The following is a 20,984-nucleotide window of genomic DNA, read 5'->3' on the forward strand; positions in this document are numbered from 1 at the left end:
CTCGTAACTAAGTCATCGGATTTCCAACTCCCCATTTGGCGTCAATTCAAGTACAAGACCGCTGGCACAATGAATGTGTAAGGGATGAGACTCAGCGTTTTGATGAGAAAACAGCCACTTTCTCCCCGGCGGACCCACTAACAAATAGCGGCCCTGCTCTCCCATGAAGTTCAGCTGATCTTCCTCCAGGTGGTCGCCATCTCTAACCGATATCCCCGCTTTTATTAATTGGGAAGCGTGTTCGTTGACGCATTTTGAAGTAAAACTTACCTCTCCTATATCAAGTATTTTTTGCACAGAAAAACCCCCTTTAATTTTTTCACTGTAGTTACGTCTCTCAATAAATTCGACGACATTGCCTGCAGGATCCAGAAAATAAAATGCACGTGCGTTAGAATAGCTAAAATAAATCTCATCGTTACCATCTTCCTCATTGAGCTTTACGAGCTGCTTGATCATCTTTTTTGCTTCATCAAAATGATCGACAGCCAAATTAAAAGCAAAATGATAGAAGCTTGATTGATCGCTTCTTACAAATGTTAAACGACTTTTCCCTGCTTTAAGCGTAATATGGGTTTTGCTTTTTTCCTCTATCGGAAACCCTAACACGGCTGAGTAGAATGTATGTAATTCGTCAAACTTGTTCGTATGTAATTTTACTTCTTTAAATTCCATAAAAACTCTCCCTTCCGTATATGTATCGTACCACAGCTTATATACTTTTTTTGTAAAAAATGCTCGAAAAAAAAAACTGGTCTAAGCAACTCTTTAGACCAGTTTCATTAAGGGTTATTTACTTTCAATAATTGAAAACTCATAGCCAGCCGCCCACCTATTTTCATCTTTAATTTTATTCGCAAATTTTTCTGCTTCATTATAACTGGCAAATACTAGTTCTACATTATTTTTCGCAAACTCAACCATTGTCTCATTGGAGTCATGTGCAATAATTTTAAAGGTCATGTTATCTTCCTTTCTATTCATAAGCTTCTACATCCACTTTTCACTCAACGGAGCATGTTGTTGAAAGTTTGTTAACTGATCGTGTAAATCGTTAAAGAGTACCGTGAACAAATAAATGAAATTTTTACCAATAAAAAAACCGAAAAGGACCCTCGGCCCTTCTCGGCTTATGTCTGGCTCTAATTGTCCAGCTCATTTCCACCAATTATGATTTTTTTGGTTTTAAAATTAAAATAATATAACTTTTATCTAGAGTAAAATCCCAGTCTACAAAAATATCCATGACTTGAGTATCTAAAATCGACTCAAAAACGGTTGGATCTAATAACCGTTTTTCCAGCTGCCTTTTACTTAAGCGCAACTGCTCACTGAAGCCTGACTGAATAAGCTCCTTCTCAATACGAACAAGAATACCTTTCCGATCAATAACCAGGGTTCTCGGGTTTAGAAAAAGGGAATCCACTTGTTCGGGAGCCTTCTCAGCTTGTTCGCTCACCTTAATAATTTCATCATGAATTTTATCTTTATTGGGATAGTCCTTGAGAGAAAGAAGCTCTTCCTCATCACTCTCTTCCTTAACCACTCCAACTATGATACCCGAGCGATTTTTTAACGACCAATCATAATAAATATTTTCCACGTGAATGTCTGCGGTCACACGCAGCGTAGCTTTTATTTCTGGAATCAGTTCCTGCATAAGATAGTCACGTGTTTCTTCAACTTTCATAAAATTCTTTTGACCAACTAATACCCGTTCCATTGGTGCAAGAAAATCACTTAAATAAATCGTAATAAATGGATGCTCAATGGACACGTACACAGAGGAAGGCCCTTTTCCGAAATTATCACGAAATAACTTGCCTGTGTAGCTTGCAATTTCTGCTTGAATTGAGTTTTTCTCCATAGATCTCATTCCTTTTTAACAGCTAAAGAACTGTCTTTTGGGTCATGATTTTTTTTACCACTAATCTAGAGATCGTAAACTTTAATTCTTAATACTCTTTAACAGCTGCTCACACAGCAGTGCGTTTGCCAAACAAATCTCAATAACTTCTTCCAGTTCATTATTTCCTATTTCCTTAAGATCATGAACACAATCATGACAAATTTGAGCACACGCTTCACAAATTTCTTTTGCAATAGGCGAGTCCTTTTCTACCATATCTTTCGCATGATGATATGCTTCCATACTCCTTTTTGCAAAATGGATACCCGTCAACCCGAGTAACGACTTGTCAAACGTTGATTTATCAATTTGTTTCATAAGAATGCCTCCAAAGGATACCAAGTACATCTGGTATATTATAAAATTTTTCCATTAAAAAAAGCCAAAAAAGGTACGGGACTCGTATCTTTTTTGGCTTATGTCCAGCTCTATTGTCTAGTTCATTTCCACCAATGGTTATTCAAATTTAGTCTTTCATTTATTTGACCTTCGTACGGATTAGGGAAAAAGTGTTCTGCCTTTTTCCTATTGTCTATTCTAACGCGAATGTAATGGTTTTTAAAGGGGGAGCTAATCTTTTCTTAAAGCCCGTCGTTCTGCGTAGGGGGTACATTGAATACAAACCGCTACTTTCTCCCCCTGATCATCTAAATAATAACTGGGTTTGTTCGCTTTCCTACGACAGATACAGCACCTTTCCTGCTTAAACACCTTTTTTAAAATGTTAGTAATATGATCATACCTTTTATTAGAATAATGTCAGTATAACCGCTTCCGGTCCTGCCGTGCAAAACATTTGCTGTAGAAAAGAACTACACTACAACAACCAGGGTGTACGATACTTCTCCCTGCGGCCATTGACCTAACATCTCATATACATATTCACCAGATTCTGAAGGCAGGATCCATCTTCCCTCTTCCGAAATGTGCTCCATTTCCTTTTCGTTTTTCCATAGATATACCTGAATATCTTCTGCCTGCTCACTAAACGAAATCTCCGCCTCTGCCTCGGCCTGCACTTTCTTCTTATCCATCGATTCAGCCATTTCGGTAGGAGATTCTGAATCTGTCGACTCTGTTTCTTTAAAGAAAAGCGTGCCTTGGTCCCACTGATAAGCTCCACTCTTAAGGTCGATCTCCTGATCATTCACCTGCACCGTCCCCGTTGGAGGCTCATCCATTTGATTTGAAGAACAAGCCGCCAATAACAAAAACCCAACAGAAACTAAAAACCTCACCCTGCACACCCTCCTTTTGTGTACCAGGTACAGAAAACTGACTTTCGTGTACCTGGTACCTAAAGTTCTAAATAAAGAACTGCGAAGATATAACCTGCGGACATGATAAGAAATAAGTAAGTAAATCCTCCATAATAAAGAAGTTTGCCGCCTTTTTTCTTCATTCGCTGCTTAGAGAAAAGTGAATATCCAAATAATACTCCTCCGTAGATCGTGACCAAACCGAAGAACGGATGAATGATGATAGATAAAGCGATGCCTATAATAAATAGTCCTAATGAAAGATTAAACGGTTTATCAGCGTACAATTTCTTTCTCCCTCTCTTTTGTACCTGGTACACATGATTCAATTTGCTGTACCTGGTACATTTTTCAATGCAATTTTTCGTTATTTATTTAATGCTGATTGTTAATGTGGGATATCGCCAAACTAATTGTGGGAATTGGTGCTAAGTAAATCAGCAGGGAAACTTGAAATATAATACCGAATTAAAACGGCAGAAAGAAGGACAACAAGTAGCCGGCAGGTTTATTTTTATGTAAGACTGTTATTGCAATCCCCATCCTTAAGACCAAGTGCGATTACTGCTGTTATGGATCCAATACAGATATCGCCACTTCCTCAATATACTTTAGCCAGTACAACGAACGATATGTATAAGGTTGAGATGCCTAAAGACGTTACGAGTGCCAGCACTTCAACAATAGATAAACGAATCCATTCAAACTGAACACCTAACATAAAAAAACTTACATACAAAAGAACGGCCACACTTGTGCAGGTCATTCCTTTTTGTTGAATCCACTGCCTGCGTTCGTTTTTTTCGTTAAAAATGGGATACAAGTAACTAAGACAAAAACTGATAACTGCAATAGCTGCCATGTTGTAGGCCATAATTGGCGGTGATGTTTCCGCTATAAAACCGATCACTGCTATAAATATAGTCATCATCGCTGCTAGTGACCCTAATATTAAAAAAAGCTTAAAATAAGACTTCACTATGCGCCCCCTCCTCTTATTAAGAACTTTACCCAGTCGATTCAGTATGAGAACCGGCTTCCTCACCTTTCTTCCAATACGACCTCACCCCATTGTTTATTATCCTTGCCTGGTTGGGAACTTGAATTGCTGCAATTGTAGAACTGAACAAATCAACGGAAGAGGCAGCAGCGTTAATAATAATTAAAAGTTTGAACGTGCTGGTCAACAGACCAAAGGTTCCTAAAATAAGCGGCAGCACTATAGATAAAATGAGAAATGGAGCCAGTGCAATGAGCAGAAAACGACTTTTTGTAATACTTTGTTCTGTATAAACAAAACCCACGAGCCAGTTTACTCCTACAAATGTTCGATCAGACTTTATGAAATTCGGAACGAAGACGAGATGAATGCTTTCATGAATAATAAGCAGAACGAAGAACAAGACGAGACTCAATAAATTTATCGTTATTGTGAAGGAGTTTGAATCAAACCCAAAATCCCGGAAGTAGATACCGGTTGAGAAATGTATGATGCCGATCGCTATGATTACGTTTATGATCATAAATGGAATGGAAAGCAAGATCGAGGTGATTAACTTTTTAGGTTCCTTTAAAGGGGTCCACCCTTTTTCCATAAGATGTTGGTGATATTGGTCATTAAACTCCGGTATTTTAGTTGTTAGTTTCATATTTTCCCCCTATCTCTCTTTAATTCGCTTTTCTTCATTATCGTTTGATGCCTGCTGAGTGAAGCATTAATATCCTAAGCTGAAAACGGAGCAGGATAACGAACAATTCCATTCACGTCATTTAAGTCACTGCTTTACAATTCCTTAACCATATAGGATTCTTCGTTTTTTTATAGGTAAGTAATCGTCTCTTGCTTCAGCTCTGATTTTATACAATCAGTTCCTTCTTTCTTAACGATTTAACTGCATATTTAGTTTCAATATTCTGTAATATTTCACTTCTGCATCCTTTGGTACTTTCAGTTTAGCAAAGCATCATCCTTCATATCGTGAAAATTTTAGCAGCGAAAATTTTTATTTAGCCGCGGTTTTGGATTTTTCGCCGCGGTTTTCTAAACTTAGCCGCGTTTCTTGCATTTTGGCAGCGAATTTCTTTATTTAGCCGCGAATTACTTTTTTAACAAAAAAGCTGCCTTCATCGAAGACAGCTTCCTTCCTTTCTATTTGGCATCTGTAACCGTACGGCTAACGTGTATCCCCTCTTGTTCACGAGGTTTTCTTTTTATAAAAAAGGATAAAATGAGCCCGGCCAATGCTGAAATACCTGCAACAATGAAGGAAACGTTCACCCCATGAATCATGCCTTCTACACCTTCAGAAGGTATTGCTCCATTTGCCATCACTGTAACTAGAAGCGCTGTACCGACAGCTCCGGAAACTTGACGCATCGTATTGTTCATCGCTGTGCCGTGCGGGATCAAGTGAGTCGGCAGCTGGTTCAGTCCAGCAGTTGTCACCGGCATCATTACCATCGCCACGCCAAACATCCTCGCCGCATTCACGACAGCTAAATACGTAAAGGTCGTTTCAGCATCCAGATTTGTAAACATAAACGTGGTAATCGTTACGATCACAAGTCCGATGATCGCCAGCCATCTTGCACCAAATTTATCAAAAAGCCGGCCGGTAATCGGGTTCATAAAGCCCATAACGAGTGCTCCCGGCAACAGCATTAATCCTGACTCAAACGCAGTGAAACCCAGCATATTTTGCATGAGCAGCGGTAAGATGGTGGCACCGCCGATTAAGGCAATAAACATCACCATTCCCAACGCTGTCGTTAATGTAAACACTTTAATTTTAAACACTCTAAATTCCAGGATCGGCTGTTGGAGTTGAAATTGTCTTAAGATAAACCATGTCAAAGCAATAGCTCCAACCACCATCGCCACTACAACTTGCTGTGCTCCCCAGCCTGCATTTCCCGCCGTACTGAACCCATACAGCAAGCCGCCGAAACCCAGCGATGATAAAATAATAGATAATACATCCACTTTAGGGAAGGTTTGTTTAGTTACATTTTTAAGAATAAAATAAGCGACGATAAAATCAATAATAACAACAGGTAATATGACGTAAAACAAGCTTCGCCAAGGGAATTGTTCAACTAGCCACCCGGATAAAGTCGGCCCAATCGCTGGGGCGAAAGAAATGACAAGGCCAAACATCCCCATCGCTGAACCGCGTTTCTCAATCGGATAAACCATCATAAGAATCGTCTGCATCAGCGGCATAATAATGCCGGCCCCTGAGGCCTGGGTAATTCTTCCCACCATTAAAATCGAAAAGTTGGGAGCAATCGCACAAATAGCTGTGCCCACTGCAAATAACCCCATTGCCGTTAAGAATAAGGCTCGTGTCGTAAACCTTTCAATTAAGAAAGCCGTAATTGGAATCATTATCCCGTTTACGAGCATGAAAATGGATGTCAGCCACTGGGCTGTACTCGCATCTAAACTTAGGTCCCTCATAATATGTGGTAAAGCTGTAGCCAATAATGTTTGATTTAAAATAGCAGCAAAAGCACCAGAAATGAGAACGAGCATTAATGGTCCACGGTTAATTTTTTCTTCAGTATTCAGTCGTTCCTCCATCTCTTTTCCTTCTTTCTAGATATGTTCTAAACTCTTTATACAATAGAAAATAGTAACATATTATTTCGTTAATCGAAAGGAATTTGTTTAGGTTCCTAATTAATTTCTCGTAACAAAACCAATGCTTTGATTCTATGAAAAGAAAAGAGGTACACTAATAGTAGGTAAAATAAGAGAAAGGATGAATATCATGTCACAAGACATTCAAGGTAAAAACGCCTATATTACTGGCGCTGGACGCGGGATCGGCCGTGCTGCAGCCCTTGAGCTTGCACGTGAGGGGGTAAACGTCGGGCTTATCGCTCGAACGGAGAGCCGGTTGAAAGAAGTAGCAGCAGAGGCTGAAGCACTCGGAGTGAAAGCAAGCTATGCCACAGCTGATATTGCAGAAATGAAAGAAGTAGATGAAGCTGTCTCTCATATAAGAAATGAACTGGGGGCTGCTGACGTTTTAATAAATAATGCTGCTATTAGTTCTAAAGGTTCTTTTCTTGAAATAGAACCTGAAGATTGGAAAAAAACCTTTGAAGTTAACGTATTCGGCACGTACCATGTTACCCGCGCGGTCCTGCCGGATTTAATTGAAAAGGACAAAGGAGACATTATTAACATCTCCTCCAGTAATGGACTAAAAGGAACAGCTGGATCTACAGCTTACAGTGGTTCTAAATTTGCCATCCAGGGTATGACCGAAGCACTCATGCAGGAAGTCCGCCGCAATAACATTCGAGTATTTACGATGAACCCTAGTTTAGTTGCGACGGAATTAGCCTTCGGAGATAAGCTGGACGAACAAGATAAAGAAAAATTCATGCAGCCTGAAGATTTAGCTGAATACATGGTGGCCCAGTTAAAGCTTCACCAGCGTATCTTTATTAAAACCTCTCTCCAATGGGCAACAAATCCATTTTAATAACACTTGTTAAAAAAGCGCTGAGAAGTAACTCTCTCAGCGCTTTTTTAAATGTTAGCAATACAATGAAAGGTTCACCACTAATTAATTTACTTATCTTATGTATGGTTCCAGCCACAGTAAGATCCCAATGGCACTAACAAAAACCAATCCAATTTGCACAATCGTTATTTTATAGTTTGTCCTATTCTCTGAAAATCTCCATTCTACATACAACTGAAAAATAAGTTGGAACGTAGGGAATAACAACGAGGCTAACAGAAAGAACAAAGAATTCGGCTGGATGAAAGCCATACTGCCTAATAGAATAACAACGAAAGAAATGCCTAAAACCCAGTCTCCTCGTTCATGAAAATCATTAACATGTTTAGGAAAGATAAGCTTTTTTTGATCTGCACCCGTTCTCCGTCTCAGAATGTTTGGAATACCTTCAATAAGAAAGACAGCTGTCCCCATCATTACTAAAAACTCAAGCCAGAATGCTGGTTCCACTCCATGTTGTTCAATCATTATCAACTCCTGCTATATAGGCTCCTGTCTCTTATACGATTGACATCTAATTACAGTTTCAGAAAATATAAAAAGCACGAGAATCATCGATCCGATTCTCGCGCAATCTTAAATGTGGGGAAGTTATACTTCTTAGTTATGACTATAAGTTCGAGCTCCTTCGCGTACAGCAATGAATTCAGGACGTTCTTTCCCGCCAGAATACGGTTTGACGAGCTGATTTTCAACACTATTGTAAACCATGAACAAGTTATTTCGGCTGTATGGGGTGATATTCCCATTGGAACCGTGCATGGTATTGCTTTCAAAAAGTGTAATGGATCCGGCTTTTCCAGTTGGAACAGAGATCCCTCCGCCTTTTTCAGCGAGCCAGCGTAGACTATCGTGATCGGGAACTCCGAGCTTTTGTTTTTGTAAAGATTCTTTATAGTTGTCGTCTGGCGTTTCACCTATGCAACTGACATAATAGTTTTGGGACCCTGGTATAAGCATCAAAGGCCCGTTAAATGTATAGTTATCAGAAAGGGCGATGGATAAGCTCACAGCCCTCATGCGGGGCATCCCGTCTTCAACATGCCATGTTTCAAAATCTGAATGCCAGTCGAACTCTTTGCCTGTAAAGCCTGGCTTGTAGTTTATGCGGGATTGGTGGATGTAAACATCGCTGCCTAGCAGGTGATTCATAATATCTAAAATACGCTGATCATTCGCTACGTCTTTAAAATAATTGTCATCCTCGTGCACATGGAAAATGGAGCGAATTTCATCACTTTCCGGTTCGCGGATCACTTTGTCAGAAAAAGTATCTCTACTGTCGTCTTGCAGCTCAAAGATGCCTTTTTGCATTTGCGAAACTTCTTCGTCAGAAAAAAAGTTTTCAATTTGCAGGAAGCCATTCTTTTCATAAAAGTCGAGTTGTTCACTTGAAACAGGTGCTTCACTATCTTTAGAGCGATCCGTGTGAATCACAGGATCCTTTCTTTCCATTATTTCCGGTCGGTTATTTTGTCTGGATGGATAAAGATCTTTCACAATCAAACACTCCTTATTAAAAGTAAAGATTTTCTTCGCCGAAGCCGTTTTCATTGTTGTAAACTTTCAAAAAACTTCCCCACGTACGCTATATCTTCCCACTGTGTCATCGATTAAACTACTATTTTAGGAAAATTAAAATAAAAACCAAATAAACCAGCTAGAAAGAGATAGAGCGAGATATTTCATAATAATATCCACATATAATCTTATATACGTACTCATCTACCGTCATTCGAACTCAATTCAACTCGCAGTCGTAATTATATCAAAATAATTATCCAGCAATCCTTCTCTGTCCTGGTGCAAGTCTTCTATCTGTCTGAAATAAGGCATATGTATAACCGTAAAATAAGGAGGTGGAGAAATAATGGATTTATTTTTCTATATCACGATTATTGTTGCCCTTGCCCTTACTTATAACGGATATATTAAGAAGAAAAGCAGTGAAGTACAAACAAAGGAAATTGAACTGGAACATCAAAAGCTTGAAGTGGAAAGGCTCCGCCTGGAGAAAGAAATTTTGAAAGAAAAAGAATAAACGGGTCTTAAACCACAATTAAAAAAGCTGACTCAATAAAGGCCCCCACCTTTAACGAGTCAGCTTATTATTTTTCAATAGATTAATAGTTTACAGCCGCGTAAGAGTTAATGCGTCCGTCATTAAAGTAATAACCTGTTCCAGCAATTGAATCAGCTGTGTTTTCAATTGCAGCACGAATGTCAGAATTACTGCGGCCTTGACTAGCTAATAATCCCGCTAAGCCAGCAACGTGTGGTGAAGCCATTGATGTTCCTGACATATAGGCGTAGCCGCCATTTGGTACAGTTGAAGCAATATCTACACCTGGGGCAGTAACATCCACCCAAGTGCCGTAATTAGAAAACGAGGCTTTGTTATCGTAGCGGTCCACAGCGCCTACAGCAATTGCATTCGCATAAGATGCAGGTTCGAATGTAGTAGATACCCCGTCATTACCTGCTGCTGCTATAACCACAGAGCCTTGATTCCACGCATAATTTACAGCGTTTTCAAGCGTTTGTGTATCACAATCACATCCGAGAGAGAGGTTAATAACTTCAGCACCTTGATCGGCTGAGTAGCGAATGGAATCAGCAATGGCGGCAAGTGAACCACTCCCATTTGCATCAAGGGCACGGACCGCTAAAATTTCTGTATTAGGTGCCATGCCTGCGACCCCCTGGGCATTATTCGTTTCAGCAGCTGCCGTACCTGCTACGTGGGTCCCGTGTCCATTTTCATCCATTGGATTATAATCATTATCTATAAAATCATAGCCGCGGATTGTTTTTCCGTCTAAGTCGGGATGGTTATAGTCCACTCCTGAATCTACTATCGCAATTTGCTGACTGCCGCTCCCTCTCGTTATGTCCCAGGCTGCTTCAGTATTTGTATTCTGCGGCCCGTATTGTACACTACTGTAATAAGTATCATTAGGTGTCCATGTAGTATCAAATTCGTAGTTAGGTTCAGCATATTCCACATTTGGATTGTTGTTTAAAGCTTTTACTGCTTTTTCTACATTACCAACTTCTAAAACTTTAAAATCAGATTCAACCACATCTTTATCTTCCACTTCTGCAGCGCTTGCTCCCTGCATAGCAGATTTTTCTGCCGATTTCCCTTTTCCTTCTTTAAACTTAACTACAACTTCTCCTTTGACATAATCCCCGTTGCTCACTTCAGACTTCGTTTCCACTTTAGGCAGTTCGGATTTTTTGTCAGCTGAAACTTCTCCTGCATTCGGCATCAATGACAGAGTAACTGCCAGTGACAATGTAGCTAAACCTTTCCACTTCATAAAAAATTCCTCCTTTATTTTGGTTCTGTATACAGATTCACCAAAATATGGAGGAATTCCTGCTATTTCGACTTGGGAAAGGTTCATTGATTTTAACCTGTTAAAGACCCTTTCAAGCCTGTCACTTGGGCAATTTATTCTTTTCCGAGCACGAGAAGTCCGTGCATCTTTTTCATAACATATGGGCCTGTTAACTCACGCGGCGGTACTCCATAGTAGGATTTTACAGCGATTTTATCAGCCTTTTTATTTTCTATTATGTACTGATTAATTTTCGCTTCTGGCGCCGTGCTTGGCTCAATGACGATTGTATTATCAATTCTCACACTAAATTTTCCACTGATTTTCAATTTCTTTTTACCAAAGTATAGTTCTTTAATCGGTTCGATGGTCAATCTGTCCTTTCATTCTCAATTTCCTTCAGCTGGTTTGATGCTAAAAGAAGGTTTGATAATAAACATAAGCCACACTAATCGACAACAATGAAGCAATCGATCTTGTCACTCTTAAAGGAAGTTTTAATTCCTTGAGTAACATGGCGCTTATCATACCAGCCACAATCATACAGGTGCCTAAAGAGAATAGGTGGAACACCATGTTATTTATAGAACCATGAGCTACCTCTCCAAACAATCCGACACCTCCATTTATCTCTACTGTCTTATTGCCTGCGACCTACTTTACTATTTTTATATATTCAGTCGCCGCACATTCTTTACATTGGATCAACACATCTGCCAACTTTTTATTTGTAAATGACACATGTCTCGGTCCCATGGAACGGCCTTTGCAGTATTCGCAATCATAACGATCCGTTATGGAAAAAATGTACGAATGAAAATCAAGTTGCAAAGACTCAGCCATATGACTCCCTCCTCATGACCTAATAGACCCCGAACCTATACCTATTCTATCGGACTAATTCGACAAATTTATACAAAATCCTTCCTTTATAAGAAACTTTTTCTCAAAAAAATAAAGACTCCCTTTAATCAGGGAGTCTTAAGACTTATTAATAGCATGAATTAAAGTCATTAATGTTGGGGATACCGTATTCATATCCACTAATCCATCTTCACATTCTTTTACTTTATCTAGCTGCTGCAGAAAGTAATCATCCTGAGACTTAAACCGTAATTCTCCAGAGCAAATTTGTCCCTTTACACTTAATACTTGTTCATGTAACCAAGCTCGATCCAACGATCATCTCTCCTTTACCGATCATCTATATTTAGTCAGTATAAGCGGCAGGTCGTAAAAATATACCTCTTTTTTATATGATAATGGGTAAATATATATAGAAAATGAGAGTGGCCGCATTCTCGTCAGCTTGGGGAGAGACTCCTGTTTTCTTCTGCCAGAAGCTATGGTGCCCTCAAGGTCACTAAAAAAGCCTTGTCTATTTTTAATGAGCCTCACGAGCTTTTCGGTGGTTGCTTGCCGCGGGCACGGCCACCGAACGCTCATCGTGGCATAGAACGTTATGAAATTGAAATGACGAACAGTAAACGGAAGCATACAAGGCGCGGTGATCTCGGCTTACTCGTTGTTGCGCAATAGTAGAGAGAACTTAGCTGTTTGATATTTCTTGAAGACAAATAAGGCTCTCCTGTAGTAACTCCATTCCTTTAATTGGAAATCCGGTTCAGCCTCAAGCACCTACGGCAGTGCATATTGGTCCGGATCTGCTGGTCTGCTTCACGTTTAGATCAGATGACATAAAAATTATCGATAAAAATAGTGGTCCAGATATGGACGGACATTACCTTAGAATAAAACTGTTTCAGCAGCAAGCATCCACTTTTTAAACATAAGTAATCCGAACTGATTTTAATAAAATCGTTCGGATTACTTTATGCTTTATTTCGTTTTGTACAAGCCTTTATTCTTCTCTTTTCGTGACATATTCGTCAGGTTCTTCGTTACCCTGGCTATTATGATTCTTAAACTGACTTAACCGGCCATTACGATGTTCCCCGTGATTTTTATTCTCTTTAAATTGATTATCGACTTTTTTATCTTTTTTCGCCATCTGCATCCTCCCTTTCGTAAGTTTGTCATTATAGCATTTGGAAAGGGAAGCTGATTTATACTTTTAAGAACTCTTTTCTTTCACTGTTTTTTTCTCCAGCACCTTTTTTAATTCTTCTTTATATTTCGATTCTACTAAGATATAAAGGAAATCGCCTTCTTTTATTTCGGTTTCCCCGTAAGGCGTAATTACATGATTATTTCTTATAATCGCACTGATGTTAGCACGATTCGGAAAAGATACTTCATGTAACCTTTTCCCTACAATTGCTGACTCGGCATTCGTTTGATACTGTACCATCTCAGCCGAAGCTTTCCCCATGGAGATAAGTTCAATCGAATGATGTGGGATGTCTTTCTTTGGTCCTACGAGCTTTAGTTTCTTAGCTGCATAGGAGATGGTCGAACCTTGCACAAGCGTTGATGTTAAAACAACGAAAAACACGATATTGAAAAGGGTTTGACTATTTTCCAGCCCTTCTACAATTGGAAATGTAGCCAATACGATAGGAACGGCTCCCCGCAGTCCTGCCCAGGATATAAATGTTTTCTCTTTAATTGTATACTTCATTTTAATCGTTGATATAAAAACGGCGACCGGTCTGGCCACTAAAATTAAAATAGCCGATAATAATAGTCCATTCACCATAATATCCATTGTAAATAACTGCCCAGGGAATGCCAGCAGACCTAATATAATAAACATTAAAATTTGAGCCATCCAGGCAAATCCTTCATTGAATTGAAAAATGGAGTAACGGTACGTCAACTCAGAATTTCCGATGACAAGTGCGGCAATATATACAGCCAGAAATCCACTTCCTCCAATGAAAGCCGTAGCGCTATACGTAATTAAAGCAAAGGCTACGGAAAAAATCGGATAAAGAGCACTCGAATCGAGTTTGATGTGATTGATGGAAAATGAAGCTATTTTTCCAAAAACAAAGCCCAGCACCAACCCTAAACCCATCTGAAGGAAGAAATTCGGAATCATCATCCATATACTGCTGTTTTCCATAATGATCAATTCAATTAAAGATAATGTTAAAAAGACAGCCATAGGGTCGTTCGTTCCAGATTCAGCTTCTAAAGTGGCTCCCATTTTGGCTTTAATATTTCGTTCTTTTAAAGCGGCAAAAACCGCGGCAGCATCAGTAGAACCTACGATCGCTCCAAATAGCAGCCCTTCCAGCAGTGTAATATCTAAAATGATATAAGCTAAGAAACCAACGACAGTGGATGTGATTAATACACCAAGGGTAGCAAGCGAAAGGGAGGCTCCGGCTACGGACCGAACAGTTGTCCATTTCGTATGCAAACCACCCTCAAATAAAATAATGACAAGAGCAAATACACCGATAATTTGAGCGGTACGTGCATTATCAAAATAAATAAGTCCGAGCCCATCACTGCCTACAAGCATTCCAACTAAAATAAACAAGACAAGAGACGGAATGCCCCACCGGCTTGAAAAGCGGGCAACTAATATGCCGCTGAAAAAGAGCAAAGCGGTAATTAGTAAAAAAGAGTCTGTTCCAAATGATTCAAATAGCATATACGCTTGAGTCTCCTTGTGGTGAATTTAAGCAGATAAATAAAATTGATAAAAACAGTCAATCACGAGGGATTTAAAATACGTGAAGGGTAGAGGGATAATAATTAAATTTTATCACATTTGCTTTTTTCACGCTGACTTCACGTTCCCGCCTTTAAGTAGAGCACCTACTAAAGTTGACCGCAGACTACAGATAAAACCTGGACTCGGAAAAACATTTTAGTTGCACAGGGAAAGAATCTTTTATTTTCCCCACCTTCATGAAGTCAAAAAAATGCTTGTAGAGAAAAACATACTTTCTCTACAAGCAAATAGAATACTTCTTTGAGGTTCGCTTTCCGTAATTAATCATGATAGTCGCTTCTAAACAACAATTCTTTTGGTACTTCTGTACCTCTTGTTCCGCGTAAATCCGTTTCCTTCATTTCCGTTGGATAGAAGACAATTAAACTCCCTTTGTTCATATCAGCAAGTGTTTTAGGAAGTATTTCTAGTTCAGGGTGCCAGGCCACTGTCCCTTGACGCGCACTGATAAGAATAACGAGATCATTAGATTTAATTCCTGTTAAATCTTCTTCATATAAGGATTCCCAGCTCTCAGAAGAATAAAAATCAATCGGTACATTAGGGCGTATGCGTTTAGAGACGGCCTCATATGTGTCTAAATTATCACGGACTACATAGCTTTTCAGCGAAGCGTTAAGCTGAGCGGCAATGTCTTTAATAATCGAAATGGAGTCTTCAAATCCGGGCTTAAAGGCAACATTGTTAGGGATGATTACTATAAGGCGTTCCGTCGTATTTAACGGATGACGTATTCTCGTAATCAATGAACGCTGATAGGTGTGCTCTAAGAAATTATCGATAATCCCGCCAAATATTTTTTGGCTGCCTACTCGTTGACCGTTCCAACCGGCAATGATGGTTGTGATCCTCTCTTCTGCGACTGCACGTTCAATCCCGCGTCCGATGTTTCGATCGACGCGTGTTAAAAGTTTCACAGGGACATCTGCTCCCGATGCATAGATCACCGAGTGACCGAGCATTCTTTCAGCCTGTGCTACCTCAGTGCTTGCTTTCTTTAAGTCTTTTTGTACCACACTGAGCGGGTAAAGCGGTTCTGCCGTTCCTTTTGCTTTTTTAATGACAAACCCCAAGTCCATAAGCGATTCCATGGTTCCGGGATTAGCCAGCGGAATTAAAATACGTTCCGGCATACTTTCCGTCTGCGGTGCCTGCTCGGGAGAGGTAGATAGCTTACGGGCATATTTTTCTGAAAAATAAGGTCCTAAAATACAGGTCATTAATATCATGACGATCACTGCGTTGACCGTCTGCTGATTGAGTAAACCAATTTCATACCCTACGAGCGTTGATGCTAAAGTGGCAGCTGCTTGAGAAATAGACAAACCAAATATGATTTTACGTTCCTGCACTGTATAACCGTATATCTTACTCGTAATAAAACCGGCAGCTGCTTTACCAAACACAACAGCAAAAGCAATTAGCGCTGTAACCAGCCAGGCTTCTGGATTAGAAATTAACACACTTAAGTCCATTAACATTCCAACGGATAATAAGAAGAAAGGAATAAATAAAGCATTAGCTGTAAAACGAATGCGATTCATTAATGGACCATGGTCATAAATGTAACGGTTTAAAGCTAAACCAGCCAGGAAAGCACCGATGATCGGCTGCAGACCAGCAAATAGGGCAATACTGCCCGCTACAAATAAAATCGCCATTACAAAATTAAATTCCGTGGCGCCGTCATTGTTGGAGTTTCTAAAAAACCACCGGGACACATAGGGGGTGACGATGAATATTCCAGCAGTAAAAAGAGCCGTTGCTATGATGAGCTGGGCCCAGAACGTAACAGAAAGCTGCCCTTCAGCCGCTCCTGTAATGACCGCAAGAACAAGCATCGCTAATGTATCTGTCAGCAGCGTTCCACCTATTGCTGTAGTCACGGCTTTATTTTTCGTCACTCCAAGACGACTTACAATAGGATAACCCAGCAGCGTATGGGAGCCGACAATGGATCCAAGTAAAATAGAAGCTGGAATACTAAATCCTAGATAAACGCCTACGAGCGTCCCAAGTGTTAAAGGGATTGAGAAGGATAATAATCCGAAGACAATACTTCGGTTACGGTATTTTTTAAACCCGTCAATATCCAGTTCAAGCCCAGCTATAAAAATAATAAACAGTAATCCCACCGTTCCCAGCAGCTCGATGGTCGAATCTCTCGCCAACCAGTTTAATCCGTTAGGACCAATAATAATACCGGCTACAATCGGCCCGATGATAGCAGGAATTCTTAGTTTTCCCATTAAGATAGGAAAAAACAGAAAGATCAATACAGCTAAACCAAAAATAATGACTGGTTCCTGTAATGGAATGTTCATCGTATAACCCTCACAATCTATAAAGACCATCACTGACGCTAAGAGTCAACTACATATCAACATATGGGTCGATTTCTATAATATTTTCGTGACCCTCATGCTTCTTTCCACAAAAGTGTCACTATATGAGTCAATAATATACTATACATCTTTCACAAAAGACAATACATACACACACATTCATAAAAATTTAATCTTTCCCTTGAGTGAAGAATTTTATACAGAGGAAGGTTGTAAACGGATTCTTCCTTATCTTATACTAGAGGTATCAGGAGGGGTCATAATGGTGATACGCTTAATCACATTCTTCATGATTGGCATCGTTCTTTTTACTTTAATCACTCTTTTCTTACCGCAATTATTAAGCTACTTCTGGATGGCGTTAAGTGTACTATTAATCATAGGTTTTGGTTACCTTAGTTTTCATTATTTGCGAAAAATATTCGGAATGATAGCTCAACAAAAGAAGAACCATTAAAGACAGGCTGAGACCAAACAGAATAAAGCATAAATAATCCGAACGATTCAACTGAATCAGTTCGGATTATTTATCTTAAAGAGAACTCATACCATCGCTCCGTCAAAATATTCCGTTTTACGTGGGCACGACCTCAGCTCCCTCGAAAAGCAAAGCCCGCTTTCCTGCGGGATCTTCAACTCATGCTGTTCCCCCAGGAGTCTGCGTATTTTGTCTGCGCTTAACCAAGATTGTTTTGGTCCTCCCTGCATTACTTATAATCCGTTTGTATTACAAAGCTTTTACGAGCCCTCCATCAACGACTAGCGCCTGCCCCGTTACGTATGTATTGCCTCCAGAGGCTAAAAATACGACAGCTCTGGCAAATTCTTCTGGGTCGCCGTAACGCTTCATTGGAATCGATTGAGCACTCTGCTCTTTCACTTCTTCTGCAGAGATGCCCAGTGATTCTGCTTTCTTTTGATCAAGACTTTCTACACGGTCCGTTGCAATTCTTCCCGGCCCTACGGTGTTAATCAATATATTATCGGCTGCTAATTCTTGAGATAAGCTTTTAGATAGTCCTACAATTCCAGCTCGGAATGTATTTGAAAGAATTAGATGATCGAGTGACTGCTTAATGGAAGAAGAAGCGATGTTAACAATATGGCCGCTCTGCTGCTTTTTCATAGATGGAAGCACCTCACGAATAGTTCTTGTAAAGCTTAGAAGGTTAAGTTCAAAAGCATGCTGCCAATCTCCATCAGAAAAATCCTCAAACGTCCCGGCTGGAGGCCCTCCAGCATTATTGATCAGAACATCAACACTCCCATTCCAGCTAATCGCTCTTTGCACCAGCTTCTTAATGTGCTCAGGATTCGTTACATCACAAACTTCATAGGCGACGTTTTCGTTCCCTGTTCGTTCGATAATATCGTTTTTTGAACGTTTTAACTCCTCTTCATTACGACTTGAAATGAGCACGCTGGCCCCTTCCTTAGCAAATTCCAGAGCTGTTGCCTTCCCCAGTCCTTTACTTGCTGCCGTTACGACTACCGACTTCCCTTGTAAATGTAAATCCATCTGATCCACCCTCTCTTTTTATATAAGCTCAGTATATCAAAAAAGAAGTACAAAACTCGGCTGGACGTTTTGTACTTCTTCTGCTTATACGTACTGTAAAGCAATATTGTATTTATGCAATGTCGCACGAATCTCTTCTTGGAGTTCGTTAGATGGTACATCCATGGGCAGACGTAAGTGAGGTTCTATTTTACCCATCATGCCAAGGGCAGCTTTTACAGGGGCAGGATTCGTATCCTTGAAAAGAACATCATTTAACTCCATCAATTCATAATGTAGTTTCTGTGCCCGTTCTACGTCACCGTCGAACCAGGCGTCGTGCATTTCAGCCACTTTACCAGGCAAGACATTTGCAGTAGCGCTGACTGAACCTGCACCGCCAATTGAAAGCATTGGATAGCATAACAGTTCAATCCCTGAGAACAATAGAAAATCTCGTCCACACCGTTGAAGAACGCGGTTGACATGTTCAAAATCTTTGTTCGACTCTTTCACTCCAATAATATTCGGGCAGTCTTTTGTCAGCTGAGCTAACGTATCAACGTGTAGATTTTGAGCTGTGCGTCCAGGAATATTATAAATGATAATCGGAATTTCCACAGAGTCTGCAACCGTTTTGAAGTGTTTATAAAGCGCATGCTGATTGGGTTTATTGTAATAAGGAACAATAACCATTGCAGCATCAGCACCGATCTTCTCAGCTTTTTTCGTTAAGTGCATCGTTTCATCATGGTTTGTCGATCCAGTGCCCGGTACAAAAGGAACACGGCCGTTAATCGTTTTCAACGAATTCTCCATCACTTGCTCACGTTCTTCTAATGTTAAAGAGCTCGGCTCTCCAGACGTTCCTGTTACCGAGATTCCATGTGTGCCGTTCGCTAATTGAAATTCAATGAGTTCACTCATCTTTTCAAAATCAATCGCTCCGTCTTCTTTAAAAGGTGTAATGACTGGGGTAATCGATCCTCTTAACCTTGATTTAATTTCACTATAATCCACTGCCATACTTTCCTTCCTCCTTCACTTTTATAAACGTACGTCCAGCATGTCTCCCTGGGCATGAAAATCATGCATTTCGAAATCGGCAATGAAATTGTTCCATGTTACAACCACAGGTTCGTCGTAACCGAGTAAGGATTCATGAAATAGACGTATCGTTAGTTGATCATTTGCAGCTTGCGAACTGATCTCGCAAATTCCTTTTGCGTAAAAACCTTGATAAGCAACAGTTACCTCATATGATCCAGAACACGGCAGGAAATATGCCGGATCAATCTTTACTTCAATCAATTTGCCGTGTCCGTTCATCCGGCCCAACATCTCATAATCTTTCCCTAAGTAATCGTTCACCTTCTCTACTCTGCCTGTGGATATCAATTCACGCAGCAGCGTAGACCCAACTTTTTGTTCATGTTTCTCGAGTTTAGAAACCGTCGTTACGGCAAAACGGCTGCGGCTGTCTAAAGTGAGCTGCTCCATTGTTCCTTTTCCTTTAAATCCATATTTATAGTCGAACCCAGCCACAGCATGCTGCACGTTTAACCCACATAAATAGTCATCCACGAACTGCTCGTGCGGAATTTTTGCCACTTGTTGATTAAATTCTACGACATACATAAGATCGACACCGAGCTGTTCAAAGATCTCGGCTTTTACAGGTAACGGTGTTAAATAATGCGTGACTTTAGGACCTTTTGGAATCACTGACGAAGGGTGTGGAAAAAAGGTCATCACCGCCAGCTTCAGCTTTTTCCTCTCTGCGATGGCTTTTGCCCGTTTAATGATTTCCTGATGCCCAAGATGGACACCATCAAAAAAGCCCAAAGCCATAACACACGGATCACTCGCTACTTGTATTTCCGACTGAATGGGAAAATTGATGTGAATCTGCTCCATTTTTCCACTCCTCCCTGTTTAAGAAGTCACTTGGTTGTTGTATTTTCCTTCAAAGAAAGTCAGCGGTTCGCCATCCTGTACACTTAAGTTAACGACTTCCCCGATATATAACATGTGATCTCCTGCTTCATGAGAATCGTAGACGTTGCACGCCAGGCTTACGAGCGAATTTTCAATAACCGGCATTCCTTCGAACGTGTCAAAAGCTACATCACGGTCTTTTAGCTGGCCTGCAAAAATCATCGACATTTCCTGCTGAGCATCAGACAAAATATTAACGGTAAACTTCCGGGCTTCTTGAATCGTTTGATTCATCTTGGCGTTTTTTCCGACAGATATAAGGATAAGCTTAGGATCGAGTGAAACTGACATAAAGGCGTTAGCCGTCATGCCGTGCACGTCACCATTAGCTTCGGAAGCAATGACGGTGACCCCTGTGGCAAACTTCCCCATAGCTGTCCGGAACATACGATCATCCATTATTGATCACCTCATTTATTGATTTGACTCTTGCCTGAGCCTGGT

Annotated in this window: 25 protein-coding genes; 3 read left to right on the forward strand and 22 right to left on the reverse strand. The window is 40.2% G+C overall.

The window, feature by feature from the left end; all coding sequences use genetic code 11:
• Window positions 1-12: 12 nt before the first annotated feature.
• From ACGTNH_RS13070 to ACGTNH_RS13110, 9 genes are all read right to left on the reverse strand, one after another.
• Complete coding sequence (locus ACGTNH_RS13070) at window positions 13-675, reverse strand: toxoflavin lyase-like VOC family protein (RefSeq protein ID WP_394587316.1); 663 nt, start codon at window positions 673-675, stop codon at window positions 13-15.
• Between the two features lie 114 nt (window positions 676-789).
• Window positions 790-984 carry a hypothetical protein gene (locus ACGTNH_RS13075; protein ID WP_394587317.1) on the reverse strand — a complete coding sequence of 65 codons (195 nt, stop codon included), beginning with the start codon at window positions 982-984 and terminating at the stop codon, window positions 790-792.
• Window positions 985-1,168: 184 nt separating this feature from the next.
• Window positions 1,169-1,867 carry a Na-translocating system protein MpsC family protein gene (locus ACGTNH_RS13080; RefSeq protein ID WP_394587318.1) on the reverse strand — a complete coding sequence of 233 codons (699 nt, stop codon included), beginning with the start codon at window positions 1,865-1,867 and terminating at the stop codon, window positions 1,169-1,171.
• A gap of 81 nt (window positions 1,868-1,948) precedes the next feature.
• Window positions 1,949-2,227, reverse strand: a complete 279-nt coding sequence (locus tag ACGTNH_RS13085) for a four-helix bundle copper-binding protein (RefSeq protein WP_394587319.1) — start codon at window positions 2,225-2,227, stop codon at window positions 1,949-1,951.
• Between the two features lie 494 nt (window positions 2,228-2,721).
• Window positions 2,722-3,147, reverse strand: coding sequence for a hypothetical protein (locus ACGTNH_RS13090; RefSeq protein WP_394587320.1), 426 nt, complete (start codon window positions 3,145-3,147; stop codon window positions 2,722-2,724).
• Between the two features lie 59 nt (window positions 3,148-3,206).
• Window positions 3,207-3,455 carry a hypothetical protein gene (locus tag ACGTNH_RS13095; protein WP_394587321.1) on the reverse strand — a complete coding sequence of 83 codons (249 nt, stop codon included), beginning with the start codon at window positions 3,453-3,455 and terminating at the stop codon, window positions 3,207-3,209.
• Between the two features lie 314 nt (window positions 3,456-3,769).
• Window positions 3,770-4,147 carry a permease gene (locus tag ACGTNH_RS13100; protein ID WP_394587322.1) on the reverse strand — a complete coding sequence of 126 codons (378 nt, stop codon included), beginning with the start codon at window positions 4,145-4,147 and terminating at the stop codon, window positions 3,770-3,772.
• A 28-nt stretch (window positions 4,148-4,175) separates the two neighbouring features.
• Window positions 4,176-4,817 carry a DUF3267 domain-containing protein gene (locus tag ACGTNH_RS13105; RefSeq protein WP_394587323.1) on the reverse strand — a complete coding sequence of 214 codons (642 nt, stop codon included), beginning with the start codon at window positions 4,815-4,817 and terminating at the stop codon, window positions 4,176-4,178.
• Window positions 4,818-5,317: 500 nt separating this feature from the next.
• Complete coding sequence (locus ACGTNH_RS13110) at window positions 5,318-6,751, reverse strand: MDR family MFS transporter (RefSeq protein WP_394587324.1); 1,434 nt, start codon at window positions 6,749-6,751, stop codon at window positions 5,318-5,320.
• A gap of 190 nt (window positions 6,752-6,941) precedes the next feature.
• Between ACGTNH_RS13110 and ACGTNH_RS13115 the strand changes: the two genes are divergently transcribed.
• Window positions 6,942-7,664 (forward strand): 3-ketoacyl-ACP reductase, encoded by a 723-nt coding sequence (locus tag ACGTNH_RS13115; protein ID WP_394587325.1) that lies wholly within the window; start codon window positions 6,942-6,944, stop codon window positions 7,662-7,664.
• A gap of 93 nt (window positions 7,665-7,757) precedes the next feature.
• Here ACGTNH_RS13115 and ACGTNH_RS13120 read toward each other — a convergent pair whose 3' ends face one another.
• Both ACGTNH_RS13120 and thpD read right to left on the reverse strand, forming a co-directional pair.
• Window positions 7,758-8,174, reverse strand: a complete 417-nt coding sequence (locus tag ACGTNH_RS13120) for a DUF4181 domain-containing protein (protein WP_394587326.1) — start codon at window positions 8,172-8,174, stop codon at window positions 7,758-7,760.
• Window positions 8,175-8,306: 132 nt separating this feature from the next.
• A complete protein-coding gene (gene thpD, locus ACGTNH_RS13125) occupies window positions 8,307-9,206 on the reverse strand; it encodes an ectoine hydroxylase (RefSeq protein WP_394587327.1) in 900 nt (299 codons plus the stop codon).
• A 370-nt stretch (window positions 9,207-9,576) separates the two neighbouring features.
• On the opposite strand from thpD, the gene ACGTNH_RS13130 reads away from it, so the two are divergent.
• Window positions 9,577-9,747, forward strand: a complete 171-nt coding sequence (locus tag ACGTNH_RS13130; RefSeq protein WP_394587328.1) for a hypothetical protein — start codon at window positions 9,577-9,579, stop codon at window positions 9,745-9,747.
• 82 nt (window positions 9,748-9,829) lie between these two features.
• Here the strand turns inward: ACGTNH_RS13130 and ACGTNH_RS13135 are convergent, their stop codons facing one another.
• The 7 genes from ACGTNH_RS13135 to ACGTNH_RS13165 form a co-directional block, all read right to left on the reverse strand.
• Complete coding sequence (locus tag ACGTNH_RS13135; protein WP_394587329.1) at window positions 9,830-11,029, reverse strand: S8 family peptidase; 1,200 nt, start codon at window positions 11,027-11,029, stop codon at window positions 9,830-9,832.
• A gap of 134 nt (window positions 11,030-11,163) precedes the next feature.
• Window positions 11,164-11,424 carry a hypothetical protein gene (locus ACGTNH_RS13140; protein ID WP_394587330.1) on the reverse strand — a complete coding sequence of 87 codons (261 nt, stop codon included), beginning with the start codon at window positions 11,422-11,424 and terminating at the stop codon, window positions 11,164-11,166.
• A 280-nt stretch (window positions 11,425-11,704) separates the two neighbouring features.
• Entirely contained in the window at window positions 11,705-11,893 is a 189-nt protein-coding gene (locus ACGTNH_RS13145) for a hypothetical protein (protein ID WP_394587331.1), read from the reverse strand.
• A 138-nt stretch (window positions 11,894-12,031) separates the two neighbouring features.
• Window positions 12,032-12,229: a hypothetical protein gene (locus ACGTNH_RS13150; RefSeq protein ID WP_394587332.1), complete on the reverse strand. Its 198-nt coding sequence runs from the start codon at window positions 12,227-12,229 to the stop codon at window positions 12,032-12,034.
• Between the two features lie 682 nt (window positions 12,230-12,911).
• A complete protein-coding gene (locus ACGTNH_RS13155) occupies window positions 12,912-13,061 on the reverse strand; it encodes a hypothetical protein (protein ID WP_394587333.1) in 150 nt (49 codons plus the stop codon).
• A 63-nt stretch (window positions 13,062-13,124) separates the two neighbouring features.
• A complete protein-coding gene (locus ACGTNH_RS13160) occupies window positions 13,125-14,615 on the reverse strand; it encodes a potassium/proton antiporter (RefSeq protein WP_394587334.1) in 1,491 nt (496 codons plus the stop codon).
• Between the two features lie 344 nt (window positions 14,616-14,959).
• Window positions 14,960-17,023 (reverse strand): cation:proton antiporter, encoded by a 2,064-nt coding sequence (locus ACGTNH_RS13165; protein WP_394587335.1) that lies wholly within the window; start codon window positions 17,021-17,023, stop codon window positions 14,960-14,962.
• Between the two features lie 283 nt (window positions 17,024-17,306).
• On the opposite strand from ACGTNH_RS13165, the gene ACGTNH_RS13170 reads away from it, so the two are divergent.
• Window positions 17,307-17,501, forward strand: a complete 195-nt coding sequence (locus ACGTNH_RS13170) for a hypothetical protein (RefSeq protein ID WP_394587336.1) — start codon at window positions 17,307-17,309, stop codon at window positions 17,499-17,501.
• Window positions 17,502-17,771: 270 nt separating this feature from the next.
• Here ACGTNH_RS13170 and ACGTNH_RS13175 read toward each other — a convergent pair whose 3' ends face one another.
• The 4 genes from ACGTNH_RS13175 to ACGTNH_RS13190 form a co-directional block, all read right to left on the reverse strand.
• Window positions 17,772-18,563 carry an SDR family oxidoreductase gene (locus tag ACGTNH_RS13175; protein WP_394587337.1) on the reverse strand — a complete coding sequence of 264 codons (792 nt, stop codon included), beginning with the start codon at window positions 18,561-18,563 and terminating at the stop codon, window positions 17,772-17,774.
• A gap of 84 nt (window positions 18,564-18,647) precedes the next feature.
• Window positions 18,648-19,568, reverse strand: a complete 921-nt coding sequence (gene hpaI, locus ACGTNH_RS13180; protein WP_394587339.1) for a 2,4-dihydroxyhept-2-ene-1,7-dioic acid aldolase — start codon at window positions 19,566-19,568, stop codon at window positions 18,648-18,650.
• 21 nt (window positions 19,569-19,589) lie between these two features.
• A complete protein-coding gene (locus ACGTNH_RS13185; protein WP_394587341.1) occupies window positions 19,590-20,459 on the reverse strand; it encodes an adenylyltransferase/cytidyltransferase family protein in 870 nt (289 codons plus the stop codon).
• 18 nt (window positions 20,460-20,477) lie between these two features.
• Complete coding sequence (locus ACGTNH_RS13190) at window positions 20,478-20,939, reverse strand: flavin reductase family protein (RefSeq protein WP_394587342.1); 462 nt, start codon at window positions 20,937-20,939, stop codon at window positions 20,478-20,480.
• Window positions 20,940-20,984 lie beyond the last annotated feature (45 nt).

Source organism: Halobacillus sp. B23F22_1, assembly GCF_043497005.1.
GTDB lineage: Bacteria > Bacillota > Bacilli > Bacillales > Halobacillaceae > Halobacillus_A.